Origin of the sequence: Hydrogenophaga pseudoflava (assembly GCF_004353865.1) — a bacterium.
In the GTDB taxonomy this organism is placed as follows: domain Bacteria; phylum Pseudomonadota; class Gammaproteobacteria; order Burkholderiales; family Burkholderiaceae_C; genus Hydrogenophaga; species Hydrogenophaga pseudoflava.
Window position 1 is genome coordinate 4,481,722 of record NZ_CP037867.1, and the last position, 11,540, is coordinate 4,493,261.

The 11,540-nt window shown below is 67.9% G+C and carries 10 protein-coding genes and 1 tRNA gene; 5 read left to right on the top strand and 6 right to left on the bottom strand.

What is annotated here, in order from left to right; translation table 11 throughout:
• Positions 1 to 7: 7 nt before the first annotated feature.
• Complete coding sequence (locus tag HPF_RS21570) at positions 8 to 1,699, top strand: AMP-binding protein (protein ID WP_133157789.1); 1,692 nt, start codon at positions 8 to 10, stop codon at positions 1,697 to 1,699.
• 73 nt (positions 1,700 to 1,772) lie between these two features.
• On the opposite strand, the gene katG is transcribed toward HPF_RS21570, so the two are convergent.
• A complete protein-coding gene (katG, locus tag HPF_RS21575; protein ID WP_133157790.1) occupies positions 1,773 to 3,989 on the bottom strand; it encodes a catalase/peroxidase HPI in 2,217 nt (738 codons plus the stop codon).
• A 321-nt stretch (positions 3,990 to 4,310) separates the two neighbouring features.
• Between katG and HPF_RS21580 the strand changes: the two genes are divergently transcribed.
• On the top strand, positions 4,311 to 4,823 hold the full coding sequence (locus HPF_RS21580) for a hypothetical protein (protein ID WP_133157791.1): 513 nt from the start codon (positions 4,311 to 4,313) through the stop codon (positions 4,821 to 4,823).
• A 48-nt stretch (positions 4,824 to 4,871) separates the two neighbouring features.
• The gene (locus HPF_RS21585; protein ID WP_133157792.1) at positions 4,872 to 6,170 is read left to right on the top strand and encodes a hypothetical protein; all 1,299 of its coding nucleotides are present in this window, start codon (positions 4,872 to 4,874) and stop codon (positions 6,168 to 6,170) included.
• A gap of 10 nt (positions 6,171 to 6,180) precedes the next feature.
• On the opposite strand, the gene HPF_RS21590 is transcribed toward HPF_RS21585, so the two are convergent.
• Positions 6,181 to 7,143 carry an AEC family transporter gene (locus HPF_RS21590; protein WP_133157793.1) on the bottom strand — a complete coding sequence of 321 codons (963 nt, stop codon included), beginning with the start codon at positions 7,141 to 7,143 and terminating at the stop codon, positions 6,181 to 6,183.
• A gap of 114 nt (positions 7,144 to 7,257) precedes the next feature.
• On the opposite strand from HPF_RS21590, the gene HPF_RS21595 reads away from it, so the two are divergent.
• Both HPF_RS21595 and HPF_RS21600 read left to right on the top strand, forming a co-directional pair.
• Positions 7,258 to 9,330: an ATP-dependent helicase gene (locus tag HPF_RS21595; protein WP_133157794.1), complete on the top strand. Its 2,073-nt coding sequence runs from the start codon at positions 7,258 to 7,260 to the stop codon at positions 9,328 to 9,330.
• Positions 9,327 to 9,827 carry a hypothetical protein gene (locus HPF_RS21600; RefSeq protein WP_207959234.1) on the top strand — a complete coding sequence of 167 codons (501 nt, stop codon included), beginning with the start codon at positions 9,327 to 9,329 and terminating at the stop codon, positions 9,825 to 9,827. The genes HPF_RS21595 and HPF_RS21600 overlap by 4 nt, the downstream gene beginning before the upstream one ends.
• A gap of 11 nt (positions 9,828 to 9,838) precedes the next feature.
• On the opposite strand, the gene HPF_RS21605 is transcribed toward HPF_RS21600, so the two are convergent.
• The 4 genes from HPF_RS21605 to HPF_RS21620 form a co-directional block, all read right to left on the bottom strand.
• Complete coding sequence (locus tag HPF_RS21605; RefSeq protein ID WP_066160503.1) at positions 9,839 to 10,237, bottom strand: hypothetical protein; 399 nt, start codon at positions 10,235 to 10,237, stop codon at positions 9,839 to 9,841.
• Positions 10,227 to 10,649 carry a YkgJ family cysteine cluster protein gene (locus tag HPF_RS21610; RefSeq protein ID WP_066160506.1) on the bottom strand — a complete coding sequence of 141 codons (423 nt, stop codon included), beginning with the start codon at positions 10,647 to 10,649 and terminating at the stop codon, positions 10,227 to 10,229. The genes HPF_RS21605 and HPF_RS21610 overlap by 11 nt, the downstream gene beginning before the upstream one ends.
• 54 nt (positions 10,650 to 10,703) lie before the next feature.
• A tRNA-Phe gene (locus tag HPF_RS21615) sits at positions 10,704 to 10,779 on the bottom strand.
• Between the two features lie 40 nt (positions 10,780 to 10,819).
• Positions 10,820 to 11,512: a response regulator gene (locus HPF_RS21620; protein WP_127806886.1), complete on the bottom strand. Its 693-nt coding sequence runs from the start codon at positions 11,510 to 11,512 to the stop codon at positions 10,820 to 10,822.
• Positions 11,513 to 11,540 lie beyond the last annotated feature (28 nt).

The following is an 11,540-nucleotide window of genomic DNA, read 5'->3' on the forward strand; positions in this document are numbered from 1 at the left end:
AGACCCCATGAGCGCCGTCCGCGACTTTCTGGCCGCACGCGACTTCCTGCTGCAGCACCGCAGCGACTACGCCACCGCGTACCGCGATTTCCGCTGGCCCCGGCTGGAGCACTTCAACTGGGCGCTGGACTATTTCGACGCCATGGCCGAGGGCAATCACCACCCTGCGCTCTGGATCGTCGAGGAAGACGGCCGCGAGGCCAAGCTGTCCTTCGCCCAGCTCTCGGCCCGCTCCAGCCGCGTGGCCAACTGGCTGCGCGAACAGGGGGTCCGGCGCGGCGACCGCATCCTCCTCATGCTCGGCAACGAGGTGCCGCTGTGGGAGACGATGCTCGCCGCGTTCAAGCTGGGCGCGGTGGTGATCCCGGCGACCACGCTGCTGACCGCGGACGACCTGGTGGACCGGCTCGACCGCGGCCAGGTCCGCCACGTGGTGGTCGGTGCGGCCCACACCGCCAAGTTCGACCCGCTGCCGGGCGACTTCGGCCGCATCGCCGTGGGCGGCGCCCCGGCGGGCTGGAAGGCCTTCGAGGACGCGGCGACCGCGTCCGACCGCTTCACCCCGGACGGCGCGACGCACGTCGACGACCCGTTGCTGCTGTACTTCACCTCCGGCACCACCTCCAAGCCCAAGCTGGTGCTGCACACCCACCAGTCCTACCCGGTGGGCCACCTGTCGACGATGTACTGGATCGGCCTGCAGCCCCACGACCGCCACATGAACATCTCGTCGCCGGGCTGGGCCAAGCACGCCTGGAGCTGCTTCTTCGCGCCCTGGAACGCGGGCGCCTGCGTGTTCCTCTACAACTACAGCCGCTTCAACGCCGCAGCCCTGCTCGATGTGCTGGTGAAGTACGAGGTGACCACCCTGTGTGCGCCGCCGACGGTGTGGCGCATGCTGATCCAGCAGGACCTGGCCGCGGTCAAGACCCGGCTGCGCGAGCTGATCGGCGCCGGCGAGCCGCTGAACCCCGAGGTGATCGACCAGGTGAAGCTGGCCTGGGGCATCACCATCCGCGACGGCTTCGGCCAGACCGAGACGACGGCGCAGATCGGCAACCCGCCCGGCCAGCCGGTCAAGCCCGGCTCCATGGGCCGCCCGCTGCCGGGCTACACGGTGGCGCTGCTCGACGTGGACGATCGGCCTGCGCGCGAGGGCGAGGTGGCGCTGGTGCTGGGTGAGCAGCGGCCCCTGGGCCTGATGGTCGGCTACGCCGGCGATGCCGGCAAGACCGCCGAGGCCACCCGCGCCGGCCACTACCGCACCGGCGACGTCGCCAGCGTCGACGACGAGGGCTACATCACCTACGTCGGTCGCGCGGACGACGTGTTCAAGTCCTCCGATTACCGCATCAGCCCCTTCGAGCTGGAGAGCGTGCTGATCGAGCACCCGGCGGTGGCGGAAGCGGCGGTGGTGCCCAGCCCCGACCCGGTGCGCCTGTCGGTGCCCAAGGCGGTGGTGGTCCTGGTCGGCGGACAGCAGCCCAGCCCCGAGCTGGCGCGCGACATCTTCGCCTTCACCCGCGAACGGCTGGCGCCGTACAAGCGCATCCGCCGCCTGTCCTTCGGCGACCTGCCCAAGACCATCTCCGGCAAGATCCGCCGCGTCGAGCTGCGCCGGGCCGAACAGGCGCGCGGCGTGGACGAGCGCCTGCCGGATGAGTTCTTCGACCGGGACTTCCCCGAGCTCAAGGACTGACCAAACAAGAAAAGCCCCCGGGGTCCTCTGCGGACACCGGGGGCCCGGGCAGCACGCGCGCCCGTTCAGGGTCTTACTTCTTCAGGTCGAAGCGGTCCAGGTTCATCACCTTGTTCCAGGCGGCCACGAAGTCCTTGACGAACTTCGTGCCGTTGTCGCTCTGGGCATAGACCTCGGCGATCGCGCGCAGCTGCGAGTTGGAACCGAAGGCCAGGTCGACGCGGGTGGCGGTCCACTTCACGGCGCCGCTCTTGCGGTCGCGGCCCTCGTAGGCGTTGTCACCGATCGGCTTCCAGGCGGTGGACATGTCCACCAGGTTGACGAAGAAGTCGTTGGTCAGCTGGCCCGGGCGCTGGGTGAACACGCCGTGCTTCGAACCGCCGTGGTTGGCGCCGAGCACGCGCAGGCCACCGACCAGCACCGTCATCTCCGGCGCGCTGAGCGTGAGCAGCTGCGCCTTGTCGAGCAGCATCTCCTCGGGCGAGACGCGGAAGGCCTGCTTGCGGTAGTTGCGGAAGCCGTCGGCCACCGGCTCCAGCACCGCGAAGGACTCCACATCGGTCTGCTCGGCCGTGGCGTCGGTGCGGCCGGGGGTGAAAGGCACCTCGACCGGGTGGCCAGCAGCCTTCGCAGCAGCCTCGACACCCGCGTTGCCGGCCAGCACGATCAGGTCGGCCAGAGAGACTTTCTTGCTGCCCGCGGCGCCGGCGTTGAAGCCGCGCCGGATCTCTTCCAGCACCGCCAGCACCTTGGCCAGCTGGGCCGGCTGGTTGGCCTCCCAGTCCTTCTGTGGCGCCAGGCGGATGCGGGCACCGTTGGCTCCGCCGCGCATGTCGGAGCCGCGGTAGGTCGAGGCCGATGCCCAGGCGGTCGAAACCAGCTCGCTCACGGAGAGGCCGCTGGCCAGCACGCGGGCCTTGAGCTCCCTGGCGTCGGCGGCGTCGATCAGGGGATGGTCGACAGCGGGCACCGGGTCCTGCCAGATCAGGTCTTCGGCCGGCACTTCGGGGCCGAGGTAGCGGGCCTTGGGGCCCATGTCGCGGTGGGTCAGCTTGAACCAGGCGCGGGCGTAGGCGTCGGCGAACTCGTCCGGGTTCGCGGCGAAATGGCGCGAGATCTTTTCGTAGGCCGGGTCGAAGCGCAGCGAGAGGTCGGCCGTGGTCATCACCGGCGGGTGCTTCTTGCTGGGGTCGTGGGCGTCGACCACCATGTCCTCGGGCTCGACGTTCTTGGCGCGCCACTGGATGGCGCCGGCCGCCGTGGTCATCTGCTCCCACTCATATTTGAAGAGCACCTTGAAGTAGCCCATGTCCCACTGCGTGGGGTTGGGCTTCCAGGCGCCTTCGAAGCCGCTGGTGGTGGTGTCACCCCCCTTGCCCGTGCCGTGCGCGTTCTTCCAGCCCAGGCCCATTTCTTCGGTCGGCGCGCCTTCGGGTTCGGGGCCGACCAGGGCCGCGTCACCGGCTCCGTGCATCTTGCCGAAGGTGTGGCCGCCAGCCACCAGGGCCACGGTTTCGTAGTCGTTCATGGCCATGCGGGCGAAGGTCTCGCGCACGTCCTTGCCCGAGGCCACCGGGTCGGGCTTGCCGTCCGGGCCCTGCGGGTTCACGTAGATCAAACCCATCTGCACGGCGGCCAGCGGGTTCTCCAGATCGCGCTCGCCGCTGTAGCGACTGTTCGGCTTGTCGCTGGTGGCCAGCCATTCCTTCTCGGCGCCCCAGTAGATGTCCTCTTCGGGCGCCCAGATGTCGGGGCGGCCACCGGCGAAGCCGAAGGTCTTGAAGCCCATGGTTTCCATCGCCACGTTGCCGGCCAGGATGAAGAGGTCGGCCCACGAAATGGCGTTGCCGTACTTCTGCTTGATCGGCCACAGCAGGCGGCGGCCCTTGTCGAGGTTGCCGTTGTCGGGCCAGGAGTTCAGCGGCGCGAAGCGCTGGTTGCCGGTGTTGGCGCCGCCGCGGCCGTCTGCCGTGCGGTAGGTGCCGGCGGCGTGCCAGGCCAGGCGGATCATCAGGCCGCCGTAGTGGCCGTAGTCGGCGGGCCACCAGTCCTGGCTCTGGGTCATCAGGTCGGCCAGGTCTTTCTTCAGGGCCTTGAAGTCGAGCTTCCTGAACGCTTCGGCGTAGTCGAAGTCCGGGTCCATCGGGTTGGACACCGGCTGGTGCTGGTGCAGGATGGACAGGTTCAGCTGGTTGGGCCACCAGTCGGCGTTGGACTGGGCGCCGTGCGTGGCGCGGGCGCCGCCGGCGGCGTGGAAGGGACACTTGGCTTCGGTGTTCGGGTTGCTCATGGTGATCTCCTGAGGTGGGTGGGCCGGAAACGGGACTCAGTGCGCAGCGGCCAGGGCCGCCAGCGCCTCGATCCAGTCGCTGTGAACGGTGAGAGACGATGAGGACGGCTTCATGACAGGCTCCGGTGTCTGGTTGATGAGCCCTGACTTTAGAAGTTCACTATCAAAAAGTCCAACCAATTGCTTTCATCAATTTCATAGCCATTGCCAATGCGGCGGCGCAACACGCCCTACTGGCAAGCCCTGCAAGGGGGATGGAGGCCGAGCGCCCGGCCATGCTCCAATGCGCGCCTGGGTGAAATCAACCGGGGAGGAAAGAAGATGAAGACGATTCAACGGTTCCAGCATCTGTGGCGCCGCTGGCTGGCGCTGAGCATGCTGGTGGTGATGGCGGGGTGTGCGACTGGGCCGAAGGTGGTGTCGCACTCATTTAACTACGACGGCTTCAACGACAAATGGGCCGACAAGGTCGACCTGCTGGCGTACAGCTACGGCGACCAGTATCCGAAGCTCAGGCGCAAGGCCGCAGAAGGTTCAACCGTGGGAGCGCAGGGAATCGTCAACGGTCCCATTCCGGTCGGCGACTTCCTGTATGTGCAATGGCGTCTCAAGGCCACAGGCGAAGTGCTGGAGCAACGGGTCGATCTGCGGGATCGACTGCCTCGTGACATGACCGATCACGAGCTGACCTTCTTGATGGATGGGCGGCAGTTGTACGTGTATGTGGTGACGCCTCGTCGCAAGAAGTCGTTCGACGAACCACCAATCCTCAAGACCTGGCGATCAGAGTTTGCCCACGCCTATGAGATCTACCCCACTCTGCGGAAGCCTTGAGGTTCATCCATGGGCACCTCAGATGTAAGACGCCTCACTGACGAAGAAATGGCGCGGCTGCCAGAGGCCAAAGCAGCCATGGAGGAAGCGGGCCGAGCCGGCACCTCCAGTCGTTTCAACTTTTTCGCCGCCTTCGATGGCACCAACAACGACCAAGGCAATTTGAAGCTGTCGGGTGACCCGTATCCGACCAACGTCGGCAACTTGGATCAGCAGGCCGAAGCTGCTGGCAGCAAATACCTGCGTCGCGGCTACTACCCCGGCGTCGGCACCGGCGGCGACCAGGGCAATTTCGTCAATGCAGGTCCGAACCCCACCCCTGCCATCGACGCGGCCGCGGAAAAAGCCTACAGGGACTTCAGCGATGCCGCGCAGACCTACCTGAAACAGACCCCCGGCGCCACCCCAGCCGACCTAGGCGCCTCCGTCACCGGCTTCAGCCGGGGCTGCGCCGCCGCCGTGCGCTTCGCCCAGTTGGTCAACGACCGGGGCCTGGTCGCGCCCGACGGCACCGTGGTGGCCCCGCCCGGCAGCGTTCCCATCACCGGTATGGCGCTGATGGACCCGGTGGCCACCGGCGTCCAGGGCGAAACGGGCATCCCGGCCAACGTCAAGGGCCAGGTGCTGGTGGTGCAGGCCGAGCACGAAAGCCGCAGCTGGTTCCGGCCCGTGGACTACAGCGACGACCCACGTGTGACCACGGTGAAACACCCGGGCAACCACGTCGGCGTGGGCGGCGGCTACGACCGCGACGGCACGGCGGCCAACGTGCACGAGGGCGTGACGGCCTATTTCCAGCGCCGCGGCGTGCCGCTGGCCGACGTGCCGGCCGAGCAGCGCCACAACCCGAACGAGCCGGCCATGATCCGCACGGAGAACTACCAGACCGCGCGCAACGGCGACGTGCTGACCGATGAGGACGGCAGGAAGCAGCTGCGCTGGATGGTCGACGACGAAACCAAACCCCGCATCACGGTCAAACCCCGCATGTCCGAGCAGACCAAGGCGCAGCTGCGCCAGTCCTACACCGAGCTGGCGCCCGGCCTGAAAGCGCGCGGACTGGACGGCGAACAGTGCCTGCAGGTCAGCGCGGCCTGTGTGGCCAAGGCGGCCGAGCACCCGGACTGGGGCGACCCGAAGCGCTATCTGCTCAGCAAGAACGGGGAACAGGTGGCGGTGCAGCACCAGAACGGGCGTTTCAACGAGGTCCGTGTGGACGAGGCGCTCCAGAGCAGCACCACCGCGCACCTGGACCGGGTACAGGATCTGCAGCAGGCGCAGGCCACACCGGCCGCGCAACCCGAGCGCGCCGCGCCCGTGCAGACCGAACCGGCCCTGACGCGCTGAGCCCACGGGCTCAGGTCAGCAGCGACACCGCGCCCGAGAAGGTGATGAAGGCGGCGACGGTGGTCACCAGGATGATGCGGGCGATGCGCCCGTTGTCCGCGCCCAGTCGCTCGGCCAGCAGCGAGACGTTGCTGGCGCTCGGCAGCGCGGCCACCAGCACGATGACCGTGAGCGCGAAGCCGTCCAGCGGCACGCCGAGCTGCCGCACCGCCAGACCCACCGCCAGCACCAGCAACGGGTGCAGCACCAGCTTCATGACCGCCACCGGCAGGTAGTCGCTCAGCGGCATCGGGTGGCTGGACTGGATCTGCGAACGCGCCAGCACCGCGCCGATGGTGAACAGCGCCACGGGCGACGCCGCGTCGGCCAGCAGCCAGGCGGTTTTTTCGACCGGGCCGGGCAGGCTGAACTGCGCGTACGACGCCAGGGCACCGAGCAGGATGGCCCAGGGCATGGGGTTGGCGGCCACCCCCTTGAGCGCCTTCTTGCCCGCGTCGATCATGGCCTCGCGCCCATGACCCTCGCCTTCGTCCAGGCGCGAGAGCGCCACGCACAGCGAGCTGGTGACGACCATGTCCACCAGCATGGTCAGGATGGCCGGCCCCGCCGCCGCGGGCCCCAGCAGCGCCACCAGCAGCGGCACGCCCATGAAACCCGAATTGGGAAACGCCGCCACCAGCGCGCCCAGCGAGGCGTCGTTCCAGCGGATGCGGCGGTCCATGGTCCAGACGATGGCGAACGCCACCATCACCAGGGCACAGAGCAGGTAGACGCCCGCCACGGTGACATCGAGCAGCTGCGCGATCGGCGTGGTCGAGCCGAAGCGGTAGAGCATGCAGGGCAGCGCAAAGTACAGCACGAAGCCGTTGAGCCCCGGGATCGCCTCCAGCGGCAGCATGCGCCGGTGGGCGGCGACAAAGCCCGCGGCCACGAGCGCGAAGAAGGGGAAGGTGACGATCAGGATGTTGAGCACAGGGGGCGATTGTCTCAGGGCGCACGTTTCGGCCGGTGCATCGGGTGTCGCGCCGGCGCGGCAGACACCCCCCGGTATCATTCGCCGCTCCGCCCTGCCCCCTCTCCCGCCCTCATGTCCTCCCCCGGCCCCGGCCTCAACCTTGCCCAGCTCGACGCTGTGAACCACCTGGGCGGCCCCAGCCTGGTGCTGGCGGGCGCCGGTTCGGGCAAGACGCGGGTGATCACGCACAAGATCGGCCGGCTGATCCAGGCCGGGCTGGCGGCCGACCGCATCGCGGCCATCACCTTCACCAACAAGGCCGCCGCCGAGATGCGCGAACGCGCTGGCCACCTGGTGGGGCGCGACGCGCGCAAGGTGCTGATCTGCACCTTCCACGCACTGGGCGTGCGGCTGCTGCGCGAAGACGGCCAGGTGCTGGGCCTCAAGCCACAGTTCTCCATCCTCGACACCGACGACATCACCAGCCTCCTCAAGGACTGTGGCGGCACCACCGACGCCAACACCGCGCGCGCCTGGCAGTGGACCATCAGCAGCTGGAAGGCTGAAGGCATGACCGCGGCCGATGCCCTCAAGCGCGCAAAGGACGAGAACGAGCGCGTGACCGCGACCATCATGGCGCGCTACGAAGAGCGCCTGACCGCTTACCAGAGCGTGGACTTCGACGACCTGATCCGCCTGCCGCTCAAGCTGCTGGGCGAGCACGCCGAGGTGCGCGAGAAGTGGCAGAAGAAGCTGGGCCATGTGCTGGTCGACGAATACCAGGACACCAACGCCACGCAGTACGAGCTGCTCAAGCTGCTGGTGGGCGAACGTGCGCGCTTCACCGCCGTGGGCGACGACGACCAGTCCATCTACGGCTGGCGCGGCGCCACGCTGGACAACCTCAAGAAGCTGCCCATCGATTTCCCGCAGCTGCGCGTGATCAAGCTGGAGCAGAACTACCGTTCCACCAGCGCCATCCTGCGCGCGGCCAACCACGTGATCGGCCCCAACCCCAAGCTGTTCCCCAAGACGCTGTGGAGCGACCTGGGCGAAGGCGAGCCGGTGCGGGTGGTGGACGCCGACAACGAGGAGCACGAGGCCGAACGCGCGGTGGCGCGCATCCAGAGCCTGCGCGCGAACTCGCAGTACAAGGAGTGGCGCGACTTCGCCATCCTCTACCGCGCCAACCACATGGCGCGCTCGTTCGAACAGGCGCTGCGCCGCGCGCAGATCCCCTACAAGGTCTCGGGCGGGCAGAGCTTTTTCGACAAGGCCGAGATCCGCGACCTCTGTGCCTGGCTGCGCCTGATCACCAACAACAACGACGACCCGGCCTTCCTGCGCGCGGCCACCACACCCAAGCGCGGCATTGGCCACACCACGCTGGGGCAGCTGGGCACCTTTGCCACGCAGTACAAGCTCAGCCTGTTCGAGGCGCTGTTCTCGCATTCGCTACCCAGCGCGGTGAACAGCCGCTCCATCACCGCGCTGCACGAGTTCGGCCGGCAGGTGAACGACCTGGAATACCGCGCCCGCCACACCGTCGGCCACGAGGCTGCGCTCGCCTTCCTGCTGCAGTGGCTCAAAGACATCGGCTACGAGCAGTACCTCTACGACAGCGAAGAGAACGAGAAAATCGCGGCAGCGCGCTGGACCAACGTGATGGACTTCATCGACTGGGTGGCCGGGCGCTGCGGCGGCAAGATGGAAGACGATGGCGCGGGCGTGCAGGTGGAGAGCGAGCGCAAGAGCCTGCTGGAAGTGGTGCAGACCATCGCGCTGATTTCCACGCTCTCCGACCGCGAGCAGGACCAGAACGTGGTCACGCTTTCCACCCTGCACGCGTCCAAGGGTCTGGAGTGGCCGCACGTGATGCTGGTGGGCGTGAACGAAGGTCTGCTGCCCTTCAGGACCGATGACGCCGACAGCGACCTCAGCGCTGAACTGCTGGCGCTGCGGGTGCAGGAAGAGCGACGCCTGATGTACGTCGGCATCACGCGCGCCCAACGCACGCTGGCGGTGAGCTGGCTCAAGCGCCGCAAGAAGGGCCGCGAGAGTGTGCCCGGCACACCCAGCCGCTTCATCAAGGAAATGGCGCTGGACCAGGCCACGGTGAAGGAAGACCCGCGCGAGAAGCTGCGCGCGCTGCGGGCCGAGTTCGCGCAGCGCGCGGCCGCCGCGCCCAAGCCGGAGGCGATGTGAGGCGGCCCGCACCTTCCGTGCTTGCCCTGGCGCTGACCAGTCTGGCGCTGCTGGGCCTGACGGCCACTGCCCGCGCCCAGTCGCCGCAGGCCCCGCGTGCAGCCTCCTGCCCCACCGCAACCGAGCTCAGGGCCCAGGACCTGCACGGCCTATGGCGCCTGGTCCTCTGGCCCGAAGGCGGCAGCGAATCGGCGCCCGCCTCCACCGGCGCCATGCTGTTCGGACCCCATCCCGAATACCCCGGCAGCGTGCGCGGACGGCTGCGCCGCTCCGGCCCGGGGGCCGACCTCGAAGCCGAGGTGGCGGGGGACGTGGGCGACGACGGCGAGTTCAATCTCGACGAATCGGCCGACGGCCGGGCCATGGACGCGGTGTGGAACGGCCAGCCCTCCGATTGCGGCCGGACCATCCGGGGCCAGCGCCGCCCCGCCGAAGGCCGGTCCGACGCCGGCCCGGCGCTGCAGTTCCTGTTGCAGCGGGCGCCCGCGGGACACTGAGCCGCCGGCCCTCAGGGCTGCGTGTCGTCCAGCAGCCCCGCGCCCAGTTCGCGAATGCGCTGGTCCTCGTAGTAGCCGCCGTATTCGGTGTAGCGCAGGAAGGGACGCGCGCAGGCCCTGCAGACCCACACATCGCACCGGTTGTAGGGAAAGAAGGCTGGGGCGATGGGCGCATCGGGCGACCAGGCGTGCGTGCCGCGCGGATGGTGTTCCAGCAGCGTGGGCTCGTCGATATGCCCGTCGCGCAGCGTGCCGACGCACCGCAGAGCGGACAGGTCGAAGGTGGCCGGCACCGAGTCCCAGCCGGCGCCCACCAGCGGCGCACAGGCCGAGCAGCGCCCCGGCTGTCGTGCCGCTGCCAGCGCACGCAGGTCGTCGGCCAGCAGGCGCGGCAAATGCTCAGCGGTCATGACCCGTGCCTCCCGTCTGGCGCTTCGCTCCGTAAGGGCAGTGGTTTGGCCGCGGCCCCACCTGCGGGTGCTTGCGGCAGGTGTCGGGCCGCTGCTCGTAGACGGTGCAGCGGCGCGTCTTCGCGTCCAGGAAGTGGCAGTCACCGCTGGCCCGCCGCGCGATGGTGAAGACCTCGTGCTTGAAGTTGAAGTGGTCGATCAGACCGGCTTTCTCCAGCCGCCGGGCGATCTGCTTGGGTGCCTCGTGCTCGACCTCGAAGACGTCCACGATGCCCAGCCGCACAAGATCGGGCAGCCGCACTTCCAGCGGCATGGTGCAGCAGTTGGCCTGGCAGCTGTCGCACATGCCGGCGCGGTAACGCGTCCAGGTCTCGGTGCGGTCGACGTCGACGATGTGGATCGAGGATCTCATGGAGGAGACAGCCACAAAGCAAAACGCCCAGCGGGTGCTGGGCGTTCTGGAATTTGGTGGCCTGGGGCGGAATCGAACCACCGACACGCGGATTTTCAATCCGCTGCTCTACCAACTGAGCTACCGGGCCAAGAGCTCTCAATTATAGCAGTACTTTTGCGCGAGGCCGATCAAAGTGCATTGCGCTTGCTGCGCGCCAGATCCACCCCCAGCTGCTTGAGCTTGCGGTAGAGGTGGGTGCGCTCCAGGCCGGTCTTCTCCGCCACGCGGGTCATCGAACCGGACTCCTTGGCCAGGTGGTATTCGAAATAGGCCTTCTCGAACTCGTCCCGCGCCTCGCGCAGCGGGCCGTCGAGGTTGAAGGACTGATGAGACTGCGGCCCGATGTCCAGCACCATCTCGGGCAGGGTGCCGCCGGTCATGGCCGCCTCGACCGTGAGATCGGCGGGTGCCATCTGCAACCCGGGCTTTTGCATCACCGGGGCCATCGGCTTGTGCATGGACTTGTTCAGACCAATATCCACTGCCTTGAGCAGCTTCTGAAGCGTGATGGGTTTTTCAAGAAAGGCGGTGGCGCCGATGCGCGTGGCCTCGACCGCCGTGTCGATGGTGGCGTGGCCACTCATCATGATCACCGGCATGGTCAGCATGCCGGAGCTGGCCCATTCCTTGAGCAGGGTCACGCCGTCGGTATCGGGCATCCAGATGTCCAGCAGCACGAGATCAGGTCTGAGCTGGGTGCGCACACTGCGCGCCTGGGCGGCGTTCTCCGCCAGTTCGACGGTGTGCCCTTCGTCGTTGAGGATCTCGGAGAGCAGGTCGCGGATGCCCAGCTCGTCGTCTACTACCAGAATAGTTGCCATGGTCCCGAAAGTGTCCCTCGTTCGATGT

Bases quoted from the DNA above. Each gene is read 5' to 3' on its own strand.
- HPF_RS21585 (WP_133157792.1), top strand. From the start codon at position 4,872: ATGGCGCGGCTGCCAGAGGCCAAAGCAGCCATGGAGGAAGCGGGCCGA.
- HPF_RS21595 (WP_133157794.1), top strand. From the start codon at position 7,258: ATGTCCTCCCCCGGCCCCGGCCTCAACCTTGCCCAGCTCGACGCTGTG.
- HPF_RS21570 (WP_133157789.1), top strand. From the start codon at position 8: ATGAGCGCCGTCCGCGACTTTCTGGCCGCACGCGACTTCCTGCTGCAG.
- HPF_RS21580 (WP_133157791.1), top strand. From the start codon at position 4,311: ATGAAGACGATTCAACGGTTCCAGCATCTGTGGCGCCGCTGGCTGGCG.
- HPF_RS21610 (WP_066160506.1), bottom strand. From the start codon at position 10,649: ATGAGATCCTCGATCCACATCGTCGACGTCGACCGCACCGAGACCTGG.
- HPF_RS21620 (WP_127806886.1), bottom strand. From the start codon at position 11,512: ATGGCAACTATTCTGGTAGTAGACGACGAGCTGGGCATCCGCGACCTG.
- HPF_RS21605 (WP_066160503.1), bottom strand. From the start codon at position 10,237: ATGACCGCTGAGCATTTGCCGCGCCTGCTGGCCGACGACCTGCGTGCG.
- katG (WP_133157790.1), bottom strand. From the start codon at position 3,989: ATGAGCAACCCGAACACCGAAGCCAAGTGTCCCTTCCACGCCGCCGGC.